Source organism: Photobacterium kishitanii (assembly GCF_000613045.3).
Classification (GTDB): Bacteria; Pseudomonadota; Gammaproteobacteria; order Enterobacterales; family Vibrionaceae; genus Photobacterium; species Photobacterium kishitanii.
Map to the genome: position 1 here is coordinate 729,673 of NZ_LN794353.1, position 23,817 is coordinate 753,489.

Sequence of the window (23,817 nt, forward strand, 5' to 3'; positions counted from 1 at the left end):
TATTATTTAACTGCATGCCTTTCTAAATTATATAATCGAATTTCATGCAACACACGCTCAGTTAGCATTTCATTCATTGTCTCGCGCATTGACGCTTGCATATCAGAAATAACAGGAAATACACTTTGATTCATTTCATCTAAACAGTTTTTAGACACTTTCATTTTCAAATCAAACTCAAACGAAGCCAACGCTAAAAACTTTTCCATTCGTTCAATAACAACATCAATCATGTAGCTATCAGCACCTAAATCCAACAATTCTTGTTCAACAATTAATTCTAACGGCGTACGCTCTCGAAGCTGTTCTTTTACTGGAAACGCAAGAATATTTGACATCATATCCTCCTCATAATCAGTAATAATCATCCGTTGATAATTATTATAATAACATTGCTGTTACATTTATCCTATGCGTTATTCTGGCTCTTGAAAAGCACATTTTTAATAAAAATTATTATTACATAGATGTTTGACGTCTAAAAAAATGAGATCGAAAACATATAAACCATTTATTTTCAATAACTTACAATTAAATTTATTCTTTTAAAATTATTCGATATTTATTTAAAAAAAACGGTTCTTGTCCATCAATCTTTACTGATAAACATCATACTTGAAAGAGTATGATGAAAAATATCCCAGTTTCGCGTATAACTTAGCGTAATAATAACAAACAATAATTTTTAATTTTAAGTGATATTGTCATTTAACAGGGAGTTTGTATGAAGAAAAATTTATTAATTGCCAGTTCCATCGCTATTGCATTAACACTGAGTGGCTGTTCAGATAATGAAGTTGGAGATGTTTCTTTAGGTATGTTTACAACTAAAGATATTAAACTAAATACATTAGTCGATCCTTTAGTACCTGGCGTTACTTGTCATATAGCAAGCATTGAAGCTGACTTAAGTCTGGCGGATCCTTCTGACTCCTCAATATCATGTCGTCAAACTGGTGAAATAACTCCAGAAATGATTGCTCAAATTGATAAATCAAAATCAGGCGAAGTGGTATTTAAGAAATCTAAAAGTATATTCTTTAAGACAATGAAAATACGCCGAATTTATGACCCAAAATCAGAAACATTAATGTACCTCTCATATTCAACGAAAACAACAACTGGCAGTTATAAACACAGTCTATCGACCGTTCCGTTATGGGGAACGAAAGCATACGTCGCACCTGCTACACATATTGAAACTCAATAATCAATAATAAAAAAGCCTCTTTACTGTCATTAAAGCAAAGAGGCTTAAACCTACTAAATGCAGCAATTTTCTACTCGATTTATTTTAAATACTAATAAGCAATAATAACTAACCGATTAAAAACGTCACCAAAACTAATGCATTCATGAAAGAAATACCGTAGGCTTTAGTAGAAGAAATAAATTTATTAATATATATTCCTATATAAAAATTAAATTTCTAAAAATCACAAATGTCCTTTCGCTTAAATATAAATAAACATATTTCATAAAACAAGCGCAAATAAACAACATCAATAGAGCTAATAATTATTATTTACAATCCCAATTAACATAAACAACATCACCACTCAATTTATAACAGAAATACGACCTTATTATGTGAGCCTAATCCAACAAATACATATAGGCGTTATAGTTTTTTTTTGTCATAGTGCATCAATAAATACACACTAATTATAGTTAAGATTTTAATATTCCACGGATGAATAGCTATGCTAAAAAGCACTAAAAAAGCGATTACCTCACATATACCCTCTTTCCTAATTACATTGCTTGCAAAAACTTGCCTATTTAGTTTTACTGCTTTACCTCTGACTAATATTGCTGTTGCGCAACCAATCACTCAAATAACAACACCCACAATTATTGATGATGTATTAATTAACCCTGATATAGGTATTACTGATCACCAATCATTCAATATTCATGGTGATCCATGGTGGAATAAGCCTAGTCATCCTGAAACATCCGTTGTTTATTTTCGATGGTATTGGGAAGAACTCGAACCCCAACCAGGGCACTACAATTTTCAACTGATTGACGACACCATCAATCAAGCTGCTGCATTAGGTAAAAAAACTGTAATTCGATTTATGACAATGGCCGGGAAAGATGAAGTCTATTACAATCCATCACCAAATGCTGGCAAGAAAATACTGGGTGTACCTTGTTGGATCAAAAAACAAATTGATGACAATACTATCGGTGAAACCTGTGCCGATGATAATCACTTTGTCGTAGATTATAAAAATCCCATCTTAAAAAAGAAACTGAGTCGCTTTATCAAAGCCATGGGGAAACGGTATAACAACAACGCTAATATCTTACGCTTAGATGTTGGTTTAATTGGTACTTGGGGAGAATGGAATCTTGCTTCACAAATGGGTTACCAACAACCATCACTAGGTCACCATGGCTATAACGTAAAAGACTTAGCTCCTTATATACAGTTAATGCGTAATGCGTTTCCTGACAAGCAGCTGTCGATTGATTTAACTTCGCCTGATGATGAAATTACAGGTTATGCCATCGCTCGTGGATTAGGTTGGCGTGCGGATTGTATTGGTGATTGGCAAGCGGGCTGGAACCATATGGAAAATGGCTATCCTGATACTATTAACCATATATTAGGTAATGGATATAATCAAAATAACTATGCTGACACCTCCTTCCTTAATCGCTGGAAACAAGCTCCTGTTGATTTTGAAGTGTGTCAAGATCTCGATTATTGGTCTCAAAATGACAATGTTTACACCATTGAAAAAGTTAAACAAACTTTTGATTTTGCATTAGATTCACATGCTTCTTTATTTAATATGAAATCAGGAAACGTGCCTCTCATCTACAAAGATCTTGTAAATGATTTAATTAAGAAACTGGGCTACCGCTTTGAAATATCATCAGTTGAAATCAGTAGTAGATTTCAACCAGCATCAGCGATAACAATCGCTTCAATATGGAAAAATACAGGTGTTGCACCTAGTTACAATAACTATCCTGTCATGTGGCGTTTACGTAATAACGATAATCATATCGTTACCTACTTCGAAACCAATAATGATATTCGCACATGGTTACCAGCAGATGATCGTGACAGTAATGCGCCAAAACACAAGCAAATAAACACCTTTAATTTACCATACGATATTAAGCCGGGTAATTATAAACTTGAAGTAGCTCTCGTAGAACCATCGACAACTACCGCAAAAATCAAACTGGGTATAGATGGAATAACTCATGATAATTGGCATTATATTGATACTATAAATATAAACCACTAACTACAACAAAGCGCCAATTCACTCGAATATGGCGCTTTTTAAGCTCTTTATACGATTTATTTATCAAAATAAGGAATTTCTTTACCTAGCTTAACCATTGCTAAGTAATTAATTTTTCTGTATATATTCCCATATTTAGATAAAATATTTTTTGAATCAATAACAGTCATATTGTCCCAGTATGACAACGTATGAATACCGTCAGAAAAAGGAGCGATAGGCATTACATCTTTGAAAAATACTTCCTTATAAACTGTTTTAGAAAGCTCAGTAATATGCATAACTTTTAAGCTGCCACCGTAAGTTATGGCACAATTTTGACAAACACGATAATAATTATTATCACGATCAACAATTGGTCCACCATTACGTCCAAAAGCCTTATCATTTGCAATAGGAGAACAAGGATGAGTTTGATAATCACCTAGCAATGAATTGGCAAAAAATAGCTGTTGTTTAAAGGGTTGATCAGATGTGGAGGTGAATAAGTAAAATATTCCATCAACCTTCTTAATACAGGTATCAATATATTTCTCGCCACTAAGTAGTGTCTTCACCTTTTCAAATTTAACACCTGTAAACTTATACAGCGCCAATTCATTCAAATCAGAGGTTTCAACAATAGAATATAACTCATTTTCTTCTTCAAACGTAAAAGGAAATGATTTATGCCCTACAATTTTATTTACATCGTCAAAGAAACTATAACGCTTACCATCGAAATCAACACATTCAATTTTTCCATTACCATGAGAGTAGTCAAAGATTTCGTAAGCTATGTAATCTTTATTGTTTAATGTAAACACAAAAGGATCCGCTTCAAAGTCTTTATCCGTAAAATTAAACCAATGAATATCATAAGCATTTAAGCCATTAATAATCACGTCTAATGGATGCTCTCTGATTAGACCAATACGCCAAAAATCTTGATCAGTAAATTTATTCAATAACTTCATTCGATTTAATACCTTCAATGCTTCCACACAATGTGAATTATAATAGTGATAAATATAGAGAAATGTTTATTTTTATATTAATGAATATCTATCAATATACATTATTTATGCATAAATCCTGTAATAAATATAACACAATAAAGATAAATAAAATATATACTCATAAAAATGTCACAAATAAATAAAAATCGACATTTATTTATTTGACTAAACATCTAAAAAAACAATACTTATAAAGTTTAATTTATAAAACGCAAAAACAACTTAACTAAGGTTACTCACAATGGTTATTTTAAATAAAACTTGTACTATTTTGTGCTTTTTCAGCTTATTTTTATCTACATTAGTACAAGCAATGACAATTGAATATCAGCCAACAGTGAGTCAAAAAATATTAATTAACCCTGATATTGGTATTACCGATCACCAAACTATTGATATTCATAATAATCCAAATTGGAATATACCAAGCTACCCAAAAACGTCGGTGGTTTACTTCCGTTGGTATTGGGAACAATTAGAACCTAAAAAAGGTGTTTATAACTATAAACTCATCGATGATACAATTTTAGCAGCTAAAAGAGCCAACAAAAAAATCGTAATTAGGTTTATGACATTAGCTGGCTTAAATGAGACTTACTACTCACCTAACCCGCAAAAAGCCAAAAAAATACTTGGCATTCCTTGCTGGTTAAAAAAACAATTAGACCCTCATACACACGACATATGCACGAATGATAACAGTTTTGTCGTTAATTATAACAATCCAAAATTTAAGGAAAATTTACAGCAATTTATTGCTGCCATGGGTAAACGCTATAATCATAACCCTGACATCTTACGGCTTGATGTTGGCCTTGTCGGTACATGGGGAGAATGGCATTTAGCAACCCATTATAATGGCACTAGACCTACATTAGGTCATATTGGTTATACAACAGCCGAACTAATACCGTATATCAATATGATGCGTAAAGCTTTTTCTAATAAAATGCTTTCTATAGATCTTGGTTCACCCGATGATAATTTTGCCAGCTATGCTACCAAACATGGATTAGGTTGGCGAGCAGATTGCCTTGGCGACTGGGCCAAAGGTTGGAATCATATGCAACAAGGATACCCTCAAACACTACGTCATATCGAAGGAAAAAAAGTGACTGGTGCCAAGAATAACATCGCAGATAAATTTACAGATCCATTATTCTTATCTCGTTGGGAAAAGGCTCCAGTTGATTTTGAAATTTGCAATACAATGGATCAGTGGGCTCAGCAGCCTACTATTTATACGCAACAAAAAGTTGAACAAACCTTCGCTACAGCACTTAAGTTGCATGCTTCATTATTAAATTTAAAATCAAGCCCTATTCCAGAAAAATACCAACCATTATTAAATAATTTTTTAAAAAAAATTGGTTACCGTTTTATTCTGAATAAAGTGAAACTTAATAGTAAATTTCGTCAAAATAGTTTAATTACGATAACATCAACCTGGATAAATAATGGAGTAGCGCCAAGTTATAACAACTATCCAATTGTATGGCGGATTGTGAATAATAAAAATAACGTCGTTGCATACTTTAATACGAAAAATAATATTACTCATTGGCTACCCGCACAAAACTCAAATGACAAAGCACCTATTTACACTCAAAAGAATAGTTTTATATTACCAAAAGAAATAGAACCTGGAGAATATAATCTTGAAGTTGGATTAGTAACACCTCACACACATAATGCTGTAATTTCTATTGCTATCAACAATAAAAATTATAACAAATGGTACTCGTTAATACGCTTCACTATAAAATAATAAACCCGAAAAATATTAACCATAATAAGAATTAATACTATTCCTCTTAAAACATTTTATTTGTGAGGAAAACCATGTCACTAAGCACATTTTTATTATCAATGGCTATGCATCAGAAACATAATTTATATACACAAATACCAACAATGCTGTCGTAAAGTTAGGGATTGAAGGCAAACTCAAAGATAACGGGTACGGTATTGCTGGGATTACCATTCTAAAAAAGCAATAATTAGCAACGAGGCATATTAACAATATGCCTCGTTTTCGACTAATTTAGAAAATGCGCTTTAAAATAGTCCCAAATACCAAATGAAAAGTGTTTAAAAATATCAATACCCAATGCTGACTTTATCAGATATAAAGTCAAGACTGCTGATATAAACATAAAACATAAACCAAATGTGACTAATAACACTTTAATAATTGTGGTAATACTTGATTGGTGACGTGAAGCTTTCCGGCGATCTTTACCTAGCAAAAAAACAACATAATAACGCCAACGCCCAATGCCAATAGTTGGTCTAAAATCAACACAATGATTATTATTATAACTATTAATAACAATCGATTCTTCTATCGCTATACGCTGCTCACTATTAAATGAATCAACTATCTCGGCTGGTATCGAATTTATAACTCGCTCAATCACGACTTGTTGAGCTTGAGTATATTTACTATTTGAAGACACGCAACTCACCCATTATTATTTTCAGCAGCTAAGAACACATCATAAGTTTGCTGAGCAATTAAATTCCAATCATATTTTTTCAAATATTCAGCATAACAAACTAACGGTTGATTCACAGCTGTTGTTAATAATGTGGCCAATGCTTGACTATCTCCGCATGCAAAATAACATTTATCCGCTAAATGGACAGCTTTATTCGCTGGAATATCACTCACAACAACAGGCAAAGAAAACGACATTGCCTCTAATAAAGCGATTGGTAAACCTTCACTAAATGATGGTAAAACAAAAGTATCTGCCTGTGAAAAAATACTATTAAGTGCTTCGCCAGATAAGAAACCCGTTAATACAACACCTGATGTAGCAAGTGCAGTTGCCTTTAACTTATCGCTATAGGCTGTTGGCTGATCACTATCGCCAACAAGGACTAATTTCTTCTTAATACCACTACGCTTATAGGCTTCTAATAATACATCTAAGCCTTTCTCTTGTGAAAAGCGACCAACAGCGACGACATAATCGCGAGGGGCTAAATCATAGCGATCCAAGTATTGTTTAATAATTTGTTGATCAGGCAATTGTGGCTTATTGACACCATTAAAAATAAGATGAGTATCATCGCGCCCATACTTCTCACTCATCAACTTTTGCATAAAGTCTGAAATAACAATGACCTCAGAGGCATATTTCATCGCACATTTCTCACCCAAGCGCAGAATAAACTTAGCTAATTTACCCCACTTTTGATGATCATAATTTTGGCTGTGATGAGTAAAAACCACTTTCTTACCAAATAAGCGTAATAGTGGCGTAACTAACCCAGGTCCTATCGCATGGATATGGACAATATCTGCTCCAGTTTTTATCGCATAAAAAGCAGCAAGCAATGAGTGTAATGGCGCCTCTAACGCTTTATTTTTCACCGCGGGTAAGGCAACCAGCTTAACCCCTTCATATACACTCTTTGTATAAGGAACATAAGGTTTACGGGCTGTGACAGTAATATCCAAGTTATATTTTTCAACTAACAATGGATATAAAGCTTGGCAATGTGATTCAACACCGCCAGCAACATTAGGAATGCCACGCGTACCCAAAACTAAAATAGATTTATTCACAATACCGTCTCTTCAAATGTAAAATGCCAGCTGCTAACTGACATTTTATTTTTAGGGAAATTAGTTAGCTAAAAGTGATTGATACAATTTAATCAAATCTCTTTTATGTGCATCTAATGAATATTTCTCTAATAATCGAGCGCGCCCTTTTTGTCCCATGGCTGTTACTAATGCTTCATCATCAGCCAATAATTGCATTTTAGCTGCCAGATCATCAGCATCACCAGAGTTAAATAAATACCCAGTTTCGCCATCCAACACTTGCTCTGGAATACCGCCAATATTAGCTCCGATAACCGGCTTACCGTAGCTCATCGCTTCTAACACTGACATAGAGCAGTTTTCATTCCACTCCGATGGCACAATAACTGCTTTAGCATTTTTAATAATTTCTGTTAGTGCATCACCAGTTTGAAAACCTAATAATTCAACATTATCAAAATGTTGTTTAATATGATCTAGCATAGGTCCGGTACCTAATACTTTAAGAGGTGTATTCCCTATTAGTTGACTATGCGCTTGCGCTAACGTAACAATGCCTTTCTCTTTAGTTAATCGACCACAAAATAAAAAGTAACCACCATCGTTACCAATATCTGTTGTTGATGCGTCAATACCATTAACGATTACATCAACATTTGCTGATGGAATTTGACGTAAGATCATTGATTTCATAAATTCACAAGGAGCAATAAAAGCATCTAATGCTTCATAGCTCTTCATCGTACGATGATATAATGCCTCTAGTGACAATAATACACTGCGCGGCCATGAGCCATCCTGCCACTGGTATTTAAATAAATTAATATTACTACCTGTGATCCAGTCTAATTCAATATTCTCACCAGCAGCAAGCATACTGTAATTAGGACAAACCGATTTATAATCATGTGCTGTTAGTACCGTTTTGCAACCTAACTTTTGTGCAATCTTTATCACCGATGGTGTTATTTGGTGATAAATATTATGAAAATGAACAATATCAGGTCGCTCTGCTTTAATTAGCTTTTCAAATTGATCACATGCATATTGATTATGTACAAAATTAACCGCAACTTTAATATTATCAAAAATAGAATGTTTACCATGGTAATCAACATTATCAACAAAAAAATCAGCATAATCTGACGGGATGTTCTTTTCATGCTTCATTGAAAAATCAATAACTTGATACCCTGCTTCTTGAACCATATCGCGCTCTTGAAAGAAAACAGTTTCAGCACCGCCATGTGGGAAAAAGAATTTATTAACAAATAGAACTTTCATTGAATCACCAGCCATTATGAATTTTTTTGATTAACAACATTCTTAATATCAGCAGCAACTTGCTCACCAATAAACGCATAAGAACGGTTATTTTTAATATAATTGTATCCAGCATCTAACTCTGTTTGTGTCATTGGCTGTTGTGCCAATTCAACCATCGCCGCAGCATATGATTGGCTCGTTCCATCAGTAACTCGCCCACAACCAGATTGTTCAATCACAAATTGCTGATCAGGTGAATCATTACAAATCATGGCTTTTTTAAGTGCCATATATTCCATTGCTTTAGTTGGTGTTGAAACGTCTAACAACAAACCACGGTTCATAAATCCTATGACCATATCTACGCCTTTGAGATACGCCCAAGCTTGCTCTGTTTGTACCCAGCCAGTGATATGAAAATCATCACTCAAGCCCATATCATCAGCTGTTTGTTGCAAAAACTCGCGATCTTTCATCACTTCAGAATCACCAACAAAGAGCAGTTTTAAGGTTGGTACAGAAACTTTAGCTTCTTTAAATGCTTCAATAATAATGTCAAGTTTACGTAATCTATCAAGACTGCCTAAATAACCAATAACGGGCGCATCACCCCATTTTTCAATTTTTATTGCATCAGTATTGGCAAAGTTATCGATCTTCTCAAAATCGACCCCCATTGGCACAACCATCATGTTATGTTGTTCAATGCCTTTACCTTTAATGTAATTAAGCATGAAATCACTTTGTACATACACGCGATCTGAATGAGGTAAAATAATGCGATAAAGGATAAACTCCTCAAGCAAACCACGCGCTAAAATGATTGGACGCTTCCAGCTGGAAATATTTTCAGTTTGATCTTTTGCTCGTATTGTTCGACTTTCAGCATACAAAAATGATACCCAGTAGGTATAAGGTAGCTTAATCAATTTAGCTATCACCAAACAGATCAACCCCACCCACACCATGTCACGTACTTGAATTAATTGAAAACCGTCTTTTTTTGCACTCAAGGCTAACTTCGCTGCATTAAAAAAATAAACGATTGAATCTAAGTGACGATTAGTTGTTTTCTTACTGGTTTTTAAGGTACTGCCATCCGTTTCAATATGCACAGTTTCAGTCTTTGGCATACCAACAATAGTGGTATTTACACCTTCTTTTGGTAACTCTTTAGAGTATAAAACATCAACATCGGGACGATAGGATGGTAACTCTTCAGGTACAAAATTAATGACATTAATTTTCGTGTTCATTCACTAATTCTCACTTATTTCTTTAATAACGATTGCTGGGTTACCCACTGCAATTGAGTTTTTAGGTATACTTTTCACAACAATTGCTCCAGCACCAATAATTGAATTATCACCAATACTAACGTTACCCAACACAACCACACCGGGACTTAATTCAACATTATTACCAATAATAGGTGATACATGACGGCCAGTAGCAGCATCAACTTTATTACCAATAGTCACATTATGTTTAAGCATCACATTGTCACCTAATACACTATCGGCATTAATAACAATATTCTGTGGATGAAACAAAATAAAACCAGAACCAATCTTTGTTTTTGGCGATATATCAAGTCCACAAATAAATTTAAGTAATTTAAGAATAATAACGTTAATAATGAATATTTTTTTTATTAGACCAGAGGTATAAAATAAAGAAGCTAACCGAAAATTAACAATAAAAAACTTAGATGTTAATCCAGGGTTTAATGCTAACTCTTTTTTAATTAATTCAAACATACCATCTCTCTTGCTTTTATTGAGGTTGCTTTACGAATAATCATCATTGCACCTAGCACAAAATAGAACTGGAACTGAAATACCGGAATCAAGGCAAGTAACGGTGAATAAGGTAACGTAATCAAACCTGCGATAATAAATCCAATAAAAGCAGGCTGATAGGATAACAAATTAATATCAGCTATTGATAAGTCCTTGGTTGAAAATAATGGTTTTGGCTTTGAACCTTTCAAAATAATGAACACAATCGCTAATAGCAAACCCGTACCTACAAGACCAATCTCCCATAAGAAAATCGCTAACGCTGTTGAGCCTAAACTTAATTCAAACAGCATTGCAATATAACCAGGATCGGCACCACCGGCATTTGAACTATTCAGACCATATCCAAATAACTGATTCACAAGGCCGTGAATATCAGAGTGGTGTGACCAAAACGCTAATGCCGTTACACGTCCTAATTCATCTAAGTTGCCATCAAGACCAGCTACGATAATTGTCGGATCAAAAATATAACCAATATTTTGTAGGAAAATATCAAAAATACTCATCGAATGTGATTGGTATTTACTGGTATACCCTAATGATAAAATTGTAATTATTATCGACAATAATATAAAAATACCGACAATCGATAATAAAATCGTTTTAAAGTCGATAACTCTGACTTCTTTGACATAGCTTGGCTTTATATATACATAAAGTAAGAAAAATGGCGCTAATAATGTTACAAACTTAACTTCTGCAACAACACAAATAATAAAGCCAATTGCCAAATGTAGTGCTAACGACCACAATTTTGCCACCCCATGCTTATATTCAGACAATTTCATCATCATAATAAGCAAGGTAAATAGACCCATCGATGCACCATTACCACCGGCGATCATACTACCGCCAAAAGTACCAACAACCGAGTCCCATGAGTCCATCTTGCCCTCAAAAGCAACCCTTGCTGGAACAACAATTAAAGCTTGATAAACAACAAAGGGAATTTGAGCATAAAATACCCAATATAATTTTTGGCAAATACGGTATAACTGTGATTCACGACAAAAACCTAATATTAAACAAGGTAATAGTAATGATATACCTAAGCCATTTTTAATACCTGCAATCGTGGTCTTTAGCCCTTCTTGCATCAGAGTACTGGTTATTGCTAACACAAAAAAACCAGCAAAAAGTACTAAAACTGTCGTTTCAAGCTGATCTAGTTGCTTATAATTATAACGAGTCTGTAATGGCACTAAGGCAACCATCACCATTGTCATAATAAAGGGCAACCATAGAAAGGCATCAATATCAGTAAAATATTGTGCCGTTCCACTAAAAATTAGTGTGATAAATACGTAAGCTTGAAAAAAAACGCCGGTATTCATTTACACTACGCCTTTATCACGCAAAACAATCGCATGTTTATTGATTTTAATATAAATCATTAAATACCGCCCAGCTGTTAGCACTGTAAAGGCCAATAATGAAACAACATAACTCTTATAAATAAATGGAATAATTACAAGTGCCAATATCACTATCGCTAATTGCTCACATTGAATACGTAAGAAATAATTAGGCGCACCAAAAATTAATTCGATCACTGTCATTGGAACAAACGCAAGCATCGCAAATACATAAGGTAACATTAAACGTGAAGTTTCAACCGACTGTACCCATTGCTCACCTAATACATGTTGTGTTAACCATGGATAAACAAAATAAATACCAGCAACTGTTACCGATGCAATTACCACTAAAAATAACCGAACTTGTTTAAATTCAGAGTAATTAAACACTTTGTTACGAAAATCTTCGGACCATTTTGAGAACGTATAATTACGCACAGACTGACCAAGAATGAGTACTGGCGATAAACAAAAACGGTTAACAACAGCAAAATAACCCGCAACTAATGGGCTGAACCAATAGTTAATGAGTACCGTGGGTAACTGTAAACTCGCATTAGCGACAACTTCTGCAGTACCGACTCGTGATAAATGATTCCAATGTTTAATGCAAAACCGAACTTGGGTTGTTGGTAAAAAGTCAGATTTAGAAAAAATACTAAAATCTAAACATTTATATAACCAATAGCCAATCAAACATAAATGTGCACCAGCCCATATATAGTAAAAATACTCAATTTTCCATGACACTAATAATGCCAAAAAGACAATTGAGGTTACCGAAATTCGCTGAATAGCCAGCTTACTGAATATCTTATTTCGTAAGAAAACATACTCAGAAATAATCATCATTGAATAACTAGCAGTTAACACATAAATCGCAACAAATGGTAATTCGAAAAAATGACTTACAATATAAATATAAATTGCACTTATTCCCCAAGATTGCAGCATACAGAAAACCACCGCTTTGCCTATATCTTGTTGATTAACTTTTGGCAGCAAAAAATGCGAACCATAAAGTGCAATTTGAGCACCAATCATTATTATACTAAATGTAAGTGCATAATTACCTACATCTGACATACCAAAACGGTATGACATAAATAAAATAGTAAATGCACCAATTAGTTGCGAGATAACTGAAGCGCCTCCTATTGTAGAGGCACCTTTAATTAAACTCATAAAATAACACCCTTTGATGGTGGTGTTAGGTTCTCATTTGACTCTAACAACTTACTATTAACTTTATTCAACACACAACCAAGCACATTTGCTTGATATTGTTTCAGTTGATTCAAGGCCGATAGAGAAACATTCGAACTGTTATTATTAGAAGCCGCCACAAATAATACAGCATCTGTAAGTTGACTGATTAAAATCGCATCCTTAGCATCAGTAACCGCAGGCGTATCAATAATAATATAGTCATAATTCTGTCGTAATTCAGCACACAATTCAGCTAACTTCTGATGAGTTAACACGATCAATGGCGAGCGTGTTGTATCACTACCAATAGGTAAAACATCCACTCCATGATGATTAACAATAGCGTCATTCAGTGCCACATTGTTGTAGAGAATGTCTGTTAAACCTTTCTCATTAGTACAACCCAAAGATTGAGTAATACTTGAATGGCGTAAATCCATATCGACCAATAATACTTTTGTATCAATAGCCATCGCTTTCGCAACTAATGTTGAGACTAGTGACTTACCTTCTTGTGCTGTTGCCGATGTTACTGCTAACATTTTCGCTTCAGTATTAAGTAATAATAACTGACTACGAATACCAAGTGATGCTTCATCTAATGTTGCAAATTGTGCGCTGTTACCAAGCACTAAGCTAGGCGTAATATATTGAGAATACGATTTAATTTCCCCAAGAGTATCAAGTCCTAAACGTCGTTTGATTTCATTAATAGACATGACTTTATTATTTAATGCTGCCATCACTATCACGAACAGAATAGCAATGAGTAATGACATAATAGCAACAACAACAATCAACAATTTCTTATTAGGTTTTGTCGGCTTTAATGGCACGATAGCGCTATCAATCGCTTTCGCTGTTGGTTCAGAGAACTGACCACTCAATTGCGTTTCATTCTGACGTTGCAGCAATTGATTATATAACGTACGTGTCTGACTAATATCATCCATCATATTGTTATATTTTGTCTTTTTCTCGCCCAATAGCTGGAATGCGCCAGTGCGTTTATCAACTGCAGCTTGTAATTGATTTTGCTTAACAACTGATGCTTGATATTGCTCTTTGATACCTTCAGCTATTTGATTAATCAAATTATTTGCTTGGCGTTGAAGAACAACAAGTTGTGAACGAGCTTGAATCACTTTCTCATATTTAGGACCATAACGATTTTCAAGATCAGCAAGTTGTGTTTTCTGCTCAATAATCATCTGCCGTAGATTTTCCATCTGCGGATGGCGAGAAACATCAGGAATAGCAGCTAATGCATTAAATCCTTGTTTTTTATAAGCCGCAACTGTTTTATAAAGTGCTTCTAAATTAACACGTTGAGCAGTAGCCGTTGCTAAATTATCAGTTAATAATGAAAGCTGCTCAGTCTGAAAACCATCAACACCACGAAAAGTAATCAAGCCCTCTTTTTTCAAAAAGGCATTAAGCTTTGCTTCTTTCGCTTTCAATTGATGATTCAAATCATCGACTTCAGTTTCAAGTAACGAAGAAACATTTAAGCTCGCATCACGATTATCTTCAACGGAATAGTTAACAAACACTTTCACAATATCATTAGCAACAGCTGCTGCATCTTTTGCTGTTGTTGATTCGAACCCCACTTCAACCAATTGTGTTTTTCGAACTGGAGATATTGTCATATGTTTAAGTACATATTGAATACTGCGTTCTTTTTGTTTTGCTAAGGTGTCATCTTTTACTGGTTTTTTACCAATAAACTCTTGATCTTGATAAAGCTTTAAATCATCAACCACCTGTAAAATTACACGACGAGATTTCAGTAGTTGATACTGAGTCTCATAATATTCTTTACGTGTGGAATCAAAATTAACAACTTTCTCAAATGTCGTTGGATTAGTTAATTCAGCTTTAAGCAATACCGTTGCATAAGCTTCATATTTTGGTGTCAATTTTAAAATAAATGGAACCGCTGTTCCTGTTACCACAACAGCAAAAGCTAAGATTTTCCACCAATTTTTTTTTGTTGATTTTAGTAAGCGTGAAAAGTCAATGGTACTTTCCAACTTGCTCCCCTCTTCAACGAATAATGAACTCATTTATAACTACCCTAATCTAGAAAAAGCTTTGATCTATAATAACTGTATCACCAGGATAGACAGCTTGAGTTGCCGTAACATCTTTCAATAGTTGACCATTTGCACGGCGAATATCAATGTCGCTACGATCTGCGCGATCAGTAAAGCCACCAGCAACTGCAATGGCTTTCTCTAACGTTAGTCCTGGCTGATATTCATAACTACCCGGTGTTTTAACTTCACCAGAAACATACATCGGACGGAATTCAAGCATAGAAACAGTAACCATAGGATTATTGATATAACCATTTTTCAATCGTTCACGAATATCAATAGCGACTTGATCCGGTGTTTTCCCCGCGAGTTGTAATTTACCAATTAAGGGGTAAATAATATTACCACTTTCATCTATTTTTAATTTCATAGATAAATCAGCTTCGTTATAAACTAAAATCTGAATTTGATCGCCAGCACCTAGTAAATAATTTTCGCTCGTTATTTTTGATGCTGCTGACGCAGCAGTACTCATAAATAAACTCACGGTTAAGATCCAAATAAAAGCTACTATTTTTTTCATTTTAAATCGCCACTTTGACTGATAAACCAAATTGATTTTGCTCATAACCTAATTGTCTCCCATAAGAATTACCATCAATAAATACCGGATCCGTACTATTATCTGTATGAAATAATGTATATTGATAATCAAATACAAACTCTATTTTAGGTCTGAATAAGTAGTGTAAACTTAATGCTAAGTCATCATACCGATCAGTCCGCTTTCGAATATGATACTTATTCGAGGTATGCTTATAAGACAACAAACTCGTTATATGCCCTAAAAATTGATGCTTCCAAGTAATGCCATTTTGAAAAGATTGGACAAAATCGCCCGTATTATCTGACTCTTTTGCTTCACTTGAAGTTTTTAATATTATTTTCGAGTAATCAACAGGTTGCCATTTATAAGAAACATCCCAATTCACACCCGAAAAATGTGTGCTTTGCATTTTCTTTTGTACTTTAGACACGGTAGCTTCTAGTTTAGACTTCCCCGTTACTTGGCTGAATACAGAAAAAGCACCAATCAGCTCGTTATTATCACGTTCACTATTAATATAATTAAAGTCTTTATACATCAAAGTATAATCAAAACGTGTTCTGTCTGTATATTGGTGTCTAAAAACTATCCTTGCATCATTCTCTGTAACATTCTCATTTTCTAAATAATTTTTAAATGCCGATTGATAACTATTAAGAATGTCATAATTAGTACGCGCTTGTGATAAATCAACAATAATATTACCTTTGGCTCCTTTCGCACCATAGGTATATTTAGCATCAACTTTTTTATCTGTTCGACCAATGTCATGGCTAATATTAAATGCATTAAAAGTAGCGATATTCTTCAGCGAGGTATCACTATCAAAGAAAAAGCCTTGAGTAACACCCGTACCTAACGCTTCATGATTTTTACTATAGCTACCCGTCAATTCTAAATGATGACGAATACCTAATTCCCAGTTGAAAACGCCATTGAGCTGATGGTCATCATAACTATCACTTTTAACAACATTATTATTATAATGTTGATAATTACCTAAATAATAAAGCCCAAAGTTTTTAGTATTACGCTGACCAAAAACACTAAAAGTTGGTTTTAACGTATAATAATCAGAACTAATAATATGACTATTACGCTGATGAAGGACATTATCATCAAAACCATAACCGCTACTGACGGATGAAGAAAATTCTAAACCTAAAAAAGGATCTATATGTTTAGAGTCTTGAAAAGTACTATCAGCATTTGCTGCAAAACTGGAGGTTGCACAGATACAACCTACTAGCAATAACTGAACTTTCTTCGCCTTAAATAAATACATAATCTAGTACGCTGTCTCGCTGACAAAACCTTTAAATATAGTAAGAAAAATAATCTTCAAGTCTTTTGAAAGACTCCAGTTCTGAATATATTGTAGGTCGTACTTTATACGCATTTCCATTTTATCTAGTGTGTCAGTCTCACCACGGAAACCCTTAATCTGTGCCAAACCGGTAATACCAGGCTTAACCTTATGGCGTAACATGTATTTATTAACGAGAACTCGATATTCTTCATTATGAGCGACAGCATGTGGCCGAGGGCCAACAATTGACATACTCCCCTGTAGCACATTAAAAAACTGTGGTAATTCATCTAATGATGTACGGCGAATAAATCCACCAAATTTAGTTACTCGCGGATCATTCTTGGTTGCCTGAGTAACCACAGAATCGTTTTCCATCACGCCCATAGAGCGAAATTTCCATACTCGAATTTTTTTACCGCCTAAACCATAGCGATCTTGTTTAAATAGTACCGGACCAGGAGAGCTGCGTTTAACACCAATAGCAACAGCAACCAATACAGGTGAAATCAATAGAATAATAACGCTACTAATAATAATGTCTTCGATGCGCTTTAATACCGCGCCCATTCCTTCAAACGGAGAGCCAAAAACACTAAATGTTTGAACATTACCAATAGTACGAATCTGGCTTACATTTAGATCATAAGTATATAAATCAGGAACAATGTAAGTTTCAACAATCGTATCTGATAACAATCTCAAAAATTTCTGAATACGATCTTTAGCGGCCATAGGCAAAGCGATATAAACTTCATCAATTTCACCATTTTTAGCTAACTGCACTAATTGAGCGATATTCCCATGAAGCTGTGATTTTGATAAATAGCCAAATCGACTTTCATCACGATCATCAAAATAAGATATTTCAAATTTCTGATAACGAATATCTTTTCTTAATGCATGTTCAATTGCAATACCACCTTTAGTCATTCCTAATATAGCTATTCGTCTAATATTAGAATTTCGCTTCAAAAACTCGCGAATAGCAAAAATAACTAAAAATTTAACAATAACCACGCAACTAATGGAAAATAGAATCCATTGCCAAACAACAACATGATTTAAATGAGTATCATTAACACCTTCAAATGAGTTCAATTGCTGACATAAAATATTCCACACTATAAATGATAAAAAGAAAGTTAATAATGTTTTTATTATTGTGTGATAATAATCTTTACGGACATATTGCTTATACAATCCACAATATTCTCCAATAAGTAAGAAAATAACAGCAAAGAGAAAACTAGCTGCTAAACCAACAGCTGTTTCACTTACACCACGTAAAGAAATAAGAAAGGTTAATGTCAAATTGATCAGCAAAAAATCACTGGCTTTGATTAATACAGCATAACCATCATCTGCTATTTTTATAGCTTGTATCTTCATCGCTTAAACTAGCCCCTAGCACTACTAATATATAATGAGCAATGTCATTTTCACTGCTTTCTAATAATTCCACGTTATAGATCGACATAGTCCATAGTAATAACTACTTATAAAAACATATACTCACTCTATAATTATACTGTAAAAAATCAGCAGACCGTCAACTATTTGTCGCTTTTATTATGAAATAATACCTATCAGAAATATTTAATCGCTGAAAATTTGACACCATGAATAAGTAAAACAAAAAAGACCTTAAAAACAATAGGTTAAGAGTTTAGTTTTAAAATCAAATATAAAATACTATACAATTGCAATAGTGATTAAATAAAATTAAAACAAAAATATCATTATAAAATTTAGATTTTTTTATGAAGAAAGAAAGAAATGACGAGAGAACAGTAATAATAGCACTCTAAAAAATAACATTGTCATTTATCCAGAGTGGCCAAACTTAATCAATATTACATAGGCAGCCTATTACTGCACGATAACAAACACGAAAAGTATTTATACTGTGAACACATTCAAAGAATGAAGTGACATTAACTATTTAAGAGTATCAGCCATACTTATTAATTAATAAACATGGCTGAAATACTTCTTACAACTTGAACAAGCGCATTTTCATTAATAACGAACCAATAGTTGCCATTACAATACCAGCTAATAACACAACAAAATTTTTATGACGTTCAGCTGCCAAGATATTTTCAGCATAAGTGCTATTATACAAATCAGATCCTGTCATGGTTAGAAATGATCCCATTTCAGTAAATACATGCTCTTGACCAACCATTCCACTCAATGAAATAACGCCCCATAAAAGAGACACAACCCCTAGAGAGATAGAAATAAAACCCCAACTTTGCTTAACATCCATATTCAAACCCACGCAATAACACTTATCTGCAGCTAACAGTAAAACTTTGCATGAGAATATTATAAATAACGAATAAAAACAATTCACAATATGGATATAATAAGTAAGAAAAATAATCTTAAATGATTTAAAATATCAGAAAGTTCTCATTAACCAATTGAAAAATAACAAAATATAAAATCACATTAGAAAATAAAATATTGAACCGTGTATTATTAATATATCAGTGATATTTATATTTTAATTTTGTGATCTTGGTTCTATTTATATTTAGATAACAAAGCGACACCTTGTGCCGCTATGTACTATTCGCTTATTTCTGTTTTGGACGAAAAGGTTTAATCACACTTTCATCACACACAAGAAATGGGCCATCCATCAGATCAATACAGTAAGGCACCGCAGGAAATACAGCATCTAAACATTCGCGGATAGATTTAGGCTTTCCTGGTAAATTAATGATCAAACTATCGCCTCGAAGGCCTGCCGTTTGACGTGACAAAATAGCCGTTGGTACAAATTTTAGCGATTCTGCACGCATTAACTCACCAAAACCAGGCATCATACGATCACATACCGCTTCCGTTGCTTCTGGAGTAACATCACGTTTAGCCGGCCCAGTACCACCAGTAGTGACAATTAAACTACAATTATGATTATCAGCGAGATCAATCAAAGTGCTCTCAATCACATCCTGCTCATCAGGAATCACTTGATAAACAGGCTCCCACGCTGAAGTAAGGTAGTCATTCAGTGTATCAATGATTGCTTGCCCTGAGATGTCTTCATAAACACCAGCACTGGCTCGATCACTAACGGTTACGATACCTATTTTTGCTTTACTCATATACTGCCTCATTCATTTAAACTCAATATTACAGTTAATAGTAACATCCCTATCATTATCAATTGCTCTATAGTGTATGCAAATCAGTAAGCTGGTAAAGCATAAATAATATAAGTATCTAGCACCAGCGTCTGACGCGTTGACAATAGTGACGATACTCATCCCCAAACAAATGCATAAGTATCTTTTCTTCTGGCCCAATCTGATAGCGATTAATGACTAACACAAAGACGATTACTACCAAGCTTGTAGATAACTCACCACTAATAAACACTGCTGCGATAAGTAAAAATAACAAACTTAAATACATTGGGTTACGGCTATATTGATATATACCTCGCGTAACCAACCGAGCTGTTTTTTCTGGTGTAAAAGGGCTAACCGTTGTATCCGCTTTTGCTAACGCTAATACCGACAACAAGCCAATGATTACCGCAACAATGATTAATGGAATAGCCACAAGCCAAAGCGTCTTAAATTGCCATAATGGAATAAAAATCGTACAGCCATACATGGTAAGTAATGCCACAACGGTTAATATTGGAGGGGGTATTTTCAAAGACACAGTTACTCATCCTTACAACTGATAATCATATTATTCATCGAATATAATATATATTAATTTCATTTTACCCAATAATAAGGTTGCCTCGACAGTTGCCACCTTATAGCATAAAGCTTTTGGTTAAGAGTAATAGCGGTCATGCAACAACTCAAATATATTCAAGGTTACCCCCCTCACCTCGTTGATCAAGTTCAGCAATTAATTGAAAAAGATCAACTAAAAACCTTATTACTTAACCGTTATCCAACACCACATACGATTAAAACTGAAAAAGCTTTATACGATTATGTGATTGAACTAAAAAATCAATATTTAAAAAAGTCAGCCCCAATTAGTAAAGTTGGCTACGACAACAAAATTAATGTTATCAATCATGCACTAGGGCTACATACGTTTATTTCTCGTGTCCATGGTAATAAGCTTAAAGCAAAGCATGAAATTAGAATTGCGACAATATTTAAGCAAGCCCCTTTACCTTTTTTACGTATGATTGTAGTGCATGAATTAGCTCACTTAAGAGAAAAAGATCACAATAAAGCATTCTATCAACTTTGCTGCCACATGGAGCCCCAATACCATCAACTTGAATTTGATATGCGCATGTATCTAACACAAGTCGAACATTTTGGTTCTATTTACAAATGAGGTTATCATAGCCATTATATGTAAAATGAAGAGACAACATCATGCAACAAGAAGAATTTGAGATTTTAGTAAAAGAATTGGCAGAGCTCGATAGCGTTTCAGCGATCTTAAATGCATTAAAAGATAATGAAGAGCCTGAAATTGCAGAAACAGCAGCAGCAATGATTGGTCACTTTAGTCTTGCTGAAATCGACGGGCAACAGCGTATTTACCACGTTTTCACTCAAGAAAACGACCAAGGTGAAGAAGAAGAGTTTGCCGAGTGGGTAATGAATGCTAATGATGAATTAATGCGTTTTATTGCTTGGTTCTTCTACACGACATTTGAAATTAACGATAAAGAAACATACCAAGCTGCAGGTCGCTCATACACTCCAGCTAAGCGCAACTAAACGGCAATAATTACTGCCAACGACGATTCGTCGTTGGCATTGTAATCTATATACATAACTTATATGACCAATTAATAGTGGCTTACGTGAACGTCATCTTGTTGGAAATGCTTAGGATCCCAGTTACATAATCTAATCATTGCTATGATGGCAGCGTATTCATCGTTTGTTTGAGCCACTGATAACTGATGTTTAAAAAAAGTTAACATTGTTGTATTTTCGCTGCTAAATAATTCATTATTCATTGTATTCTCTCCTTTAAGTACCCCATCATTTTGACCCAGCTAGCCCAAGCTAAAAACAGAACATCTTTTTTATCTCTTTTCCTGTTTTGGCTTTTTCACTGCACGATTATGTAAACTAATGTGGTAATTGAGGAAATTTCAGCCACTAATTAACGCCCCTTTCTACAAATATTTTCTGATGAAGGCAAGGATGTCAGTTTCAACAACAATATTGATAAAAAACCACTCCATCACTAACAGCTAATCGCTTTTTAGCCTACAATAACGACCAAAATATTATGATTCAGGTATAAACATGAAAATTTGTTCAGTTGAACTACGTAGTAACGAAGCTATTATTTGCCTACTAACATTAGAAGGTGGAATGATCGGTATTCCAGAGTGCCGCACTCAGAAGTTCATTATGGATAATTCTCTTGATAACCAAAAAATGAGAGATTTCCAATTTGCATTTAAAAAACTACTTGATGACTACAAAGTAGAAAAAGTAGTGATCCGTACGCGCGAAACACGCGGAAAATTTGCAGGAAGTTCTGTAGGCTTTAAACTTGAATCCGCTATTCAATTAATTGATGGTCTTGATGTTAACTTTATGTCAAATGCAGACATTAAAGAGAAATTAAAACGCAATCCTATGGCGATTGATTTCCGTGCAACGGGTTTACGCCAATTCCAAGAAGCAGCATTTACAACAGGTTATGCTTTTCTTGGTCGTTAATTAATATAGCTAAATAATAAATAAAGCAGAAGTTTGTAGAAATACTTCTGCTTTACTTCATCAAACTAGATCATATTCATTTAAGTTTTTGTTGTTTTTCTAATTCGTCTTTATCTACATATATCAATTTACAAAGACCCAATAACTTCAATAATGAAACGGCGATTAATGAGCGATAACTTTTATCACAATGTACAATATATGGAGATTCACTATGTTGAAGCTTTCCTTGAATAATTTCAGATACAGGTAAGTATTCAGCATCAGTTTGAGATAAATCACTTTGACGTACATCTAATACTTTGGTGTCAGAATTCGGCAACGATTGAATTATTGTTGCTAATGAAGTGCTCTCAGTTATATCAGTAAGCACACTAACATTCTCATAACCTAGACTTTTTATAGTATCAATCACTTGTTGACAGCTACTATCGGTAATCACTTCAATATCAATATTCTTATCAGGTAATAGTAATTCCAACCAATATTTAAACCCTACACCATGGAAACCTACAAAAACACTATTTTCAACATGATGATCAATAAACTCTTTCTCTGAACGAGTATCAATAATAATATGTTTGCGATCGGTAAATATGTGCATTATTACATCCCTATTATATTTTATAATAACTACATTCTACTAATTTTAACGCTTAGTCTATTTAAATAAAACAATATTGTTAAATATAACCATATCAAGGC

General features: G+C 34.0%; 24 protein-coding genes. 6 read left to right on the forward strand and 18 right to left on the reverse strand.

Going from position 1 to position 23,817, the window contains the following annotated elements:
* Positions 1-2: 2 nt before the first annotated feature.
* Positions 3-338 carry a hypothetical protein gene (locus PPBDW_RS18575; RefSeq protein WP_036791360.1) on the reverse strand — a complete coding sequence of 112 codons (336 nt, stop codon included), beginning with the start codon at positions 336-338 and terminating at the stop codon, positions 3-5.
* A gap of 386 nt (positions 339-724) precedes the next feature.
* Between PPBDW_RS18575 and PPBDW_RS18580 the strand changes: the two genes are divergently transcribed.
* A complete protein-coding gene (locus tag PPBDW_RS18580) occupies positions 725-1,210 on the forward strand; it encodes a CreA family protein (RefSeq protein WP_036791363.1) in 486 nt (161 codons plus the stop codon).
* 493 nt (positions 1,211-1,703) lie between these two features.
* Positions 1,704-3,272 carry a DUF4832 domain-containing protein gene (locus PPBDW_RS18585; protein WP_036791365.1) on the forward strand — a complete coding sequence of 523 codons (1,569 nt, stop codon included), beginning with the start codon at positions 1,704-1,706 and terminating at the stop codon, positions 3,270-3,272.
* 56 nt (positions 3,273-3,328) lie between these two features.
* Here the strand turns inward: PPBDW_RS18585 and PPBDW_RS18590 are convergent, their stop codons facing one another.
* The gene (locus PPBDW_RS18590) at positions 3,329-4,228 is read right to left on the reverse strand and encodes a glucosamine inositolphosphorylceramide transferase family protein (RefSeq protein ID WP_054262182.1); all 900 of its coding nucleotides are present in this window, start codon (positions 4,226-4,228) and stop codon (positions 3,329-3,331) included.
* Between the two features lie 283 nt (positions 4,229-4,511).
* Between PPBDW_RS18590 and PPBDW_RS18595 the strand changes: the two genes are divergently transcribed.
* On the forward strand, positions 4,512-6,038 hold the full coding sequence (locus PPBDW_RS18595) for a DUF4832 domain-containing protein (protein ID WP_036791368.1): 1,527 nt from the start codon (positions 4,512-4,514) through the stop codon (positions 6,036-6,038).
* Positions 6,039-6,309: 271 nt separating this feature from the next.
* Here PPBDW_RS18595 and PPBDW_RS18600 read toward each other — a convergent pair whose 3' ends face one another.
* The 14 genes from PPBDW_RS18600 to PPBDW_RS18665 all read right to left on the reverse strand — a co-directional run bounded on the left by PPBDW_RS18600 (position 6,310) and on the right by PPBDW_RS18665 (position 21,112).
* Positions 6,310-6,729: a hypothetical protein gene (locus PPBDW_RS18600; protein WP_036791370.1), complete on the reverse strand. Its 420-nt coding sequence runs from the start codon at positions 6,727-6,729 to the stop codon at positions 6,310-6,312.
* A 5-nt stretch (positions 6,730-6,734) separates the two neighbouring features.
* Positions 6,735-7,847, reverse strand: a complete 1,113-nt coding sequence (locus tag PPBDW_RS18605) for a glycosyltransferase family 4 protein (RefSeq protein ID WP_036791372.1) — start codon at positions 7,845-7,847, stop codon at positions 6,735-6,737.
* A 60-nt stretch (positions 7,848-7,907) separates the two neighbouring features.
* Positions 7,908-9,113, reverse strand: a complete 1,206-nt coding sequence (locus tag PPBDW_RS18610) for a glycosyltransferase family 4 protein (protein WP_036792944.1) — start codon at positions 9,111-9,113, stop codon at positions 7,908-7,910.
* Positions 9,114-9,127: 14 nt separating this feature from the next.
* Positions 9,128-10,351, reverse strand: a complete 1,224-nt coding sequence (locus tag PPBDW_RS18615; RefSeq protein WP_036791374.1) for a glycosyltransferase — start codon at positions 10,349-10,351, stop codon at positions 9,128-9,130.
* 3 nt (positions 10,352-10,354) lie between these two features.
* A complete protein-coding gene (locus tag PPBDW_RS18620) occupies positions 10,355-10,855 on the reverse strand; it encodes a serine O-acetyltransferase (protein ID WP_052671708.1) in 501 nt (166 codons plus the stop codon).
* Complete coding sequence (locus PPBDW_RS18625) at positions 10,843-12,234, reverse strand: hypothetical protein (protein WP_036791377.1); 1,392 nt, start codon at positions 12,232-12,234, stop codon at positions 10,843-10,845. Before PPBDW_RS18625 ends, PPBDW_RS18620 begins: the two co-directional genes overlap by 13 nt.
* Positions 12,235-13,443 carry a lipopolysaccharide biosynthesis protein gene (locus PPBDW_RS18630; RefSeq protein WP_036791380.1) on the reverse strand — a complete coding sequence of 403 codons (1,209 nt, stop codon included), beginning with the start codon at positions 13,441-13,443 and terminating at the stop codon, positions 12,235-12,237.
* Positions 13,440-15,536, reverse strand: coding sequence for a GumC family protein (locus tag PPBDW_RS18635; protein WP_036791383.1), 2,097 nt, complete (start codon positions 15,534-15,536; stop codon positions 13,440-13,442). The genes PPBDW_RS18630 and PPBDW_RS18635 overlap by 4 nt, the downstream gene beginning before the upstream one ends.
* A 16-nt stretch (positions 15,537-15,552) precedes the next feature.
* Positions 15,553-16,092 carry a polysaccharide biosynthesis/export family protein gene (locus tag PPBDW_RS18640; protein ID WP_036791386.1) on the reverse strand — a complete coding sequence of 180 codons (540 nt, stop codon included), beginning with the start codon at positions 16,090-16,092 and terminating at the stop codon, positions 15,553-15,555.
* 1 nt (position 16,093) lies between these two features.
* Positions 16,094-17,401, reverse strand: coding sequence for a hypothetical protein (locus PPBDW_RS18645; protein ID WP_036791389.1), 1,308 nt, complete (start codon positions 17,399-17,401; stop codon positions 16,094-16,096).
* Between the two features lie 3 nt (positions 17,402-17,404).
* Positions 17,405-18,817 (reverse strand): undecaprenyl-phosphate glucose phosphotransferase, encoded by a 1,413-nt coding sequence (locus PPBDW_RS18650; protein ID WP_036791392.1) that lies wholly within the window; start codon positions 18,815-18,817, stop codon positions 17,405-17,407.
* Positions 18,818-19,421: 604 nt separating this feature from the next.
* Positions 19,422-19,700 (reverse strand): hypothetical protein, encoded by a 279-nt coding sequence (locus PPBDW_RS18655; RefSeq protein WP_036791394.1) that lies wholly within the window; start codon positions 19,698-19,700, stop codon positions 19,422-19,424.
* Between the two features lie 313 nt (positions 19,701-20,013).
* Positions 20,014-20,547, reverse strand: a complete 534-nt coding sequence (mog, locus tag PPBDW_RS18660; RefSeq protein ID WP_036791397.1) for a molybdopterin adenylyltransferase — start codon at positions 20,545-20,547, stop codon at positions 20,014-20,016.
* Positions 20,548-20,665: 118 nt separating this feature from the next.
* Positions 20,666-21,112 (reverse strand): methyltransferase family protein, encoded by a 447-nt coding sequence (locus tag PPBDW_RS18665; RefSeq protein WP_036791399.1) that lies wholly within the window; start codon positions 21,110-21,112, stop codon positions 20,666-20,668.
* Positions 21,113-21,250: 138 nt separating this feature from the next.
* Between PPBDW_RS18665 and PPBDW_RS18670 the strand changes: the two genes are divergently transcribed.
* Both PPBDW_RS18670 and PPBDW_RS18675 read left to right on the forward strand, forming a co-directional pair.
* Positions 21,251-21,757 (forward strand): M48 metallopeptidase family protein, encoded by a 507-nt coding sequence (locus PPBDW_RS18670; protein ID WP_036791400.1) that lies wholly within the window; start codon positions 21,251-21,253, stop codon positions 21,755-21,757.
* A 41-nt stretch (positions 21,758-21,798) separates the two neighbouring features.
* On the forward strand, positions 21,799-22,149 hold the full coding sequence (locus PPBDW_RS18675; RefSeq protein WP_036791402.1) for a hypothetical protein: 351 nt from the start codon (positions 21,799-21,801) through the stop codon (positions 22,147-22,149).
* A gap of 71 nt (positions 22,150-22,220) precedes the next feature.
* On the opposite strand, the gene PPBDW_RS18680 is transcribed toward PPBDW_RS18675, so the two are convergent.
* On the reverse strand, positions 22,221-22,394 hold the full coding sequence (locus PPBDW_RS18680; protein ID WP_155395134.1) for a hypothetical protein: 174 nt from the start codon (positions 22,392-22,394) through the stop codon (positions 22,221-22,223).
* Between the two features lie 295 nt (positions 22,395-22,689).
* On the opposite strand from PPBDW_RS18680, the gene PPBDW_RS18685 reads away from it, so the two are divergent.
* Positions 22,690-23,112 carry a DUF3010 family protein gene (locus tag PPBDW_RS18685; RefSeq protein WP_036791404.1) on the forward strand — a complete coding sequence of 141 codons (423 nt, stop codon included), beginning with the start codon at positions 22,690-22,692 and terminating at the stop codon, positions 23,110-23,112.
* Positions 23,113-23,188: 76 nt separating this feature from the next.
* Here the strand turns inward: PPBDW_RS18685 and PPBDW_RS18690 are convergent, their stop codons facing one another.
* Positions 23,189-23,716: a rhodanese-like domain-containing protein gene (locus tag PPBDW_RS18690; protein ID WP_036791405.1), complete on the reverse strand. Its 528-nt coding sequence runs from the start codon at positions 23,714-23,716 to the stop codon at positions 23,189-23,191.
* Between the last annotated feature and the right edge of the window lie 101 nt (positions 23,717-23,817).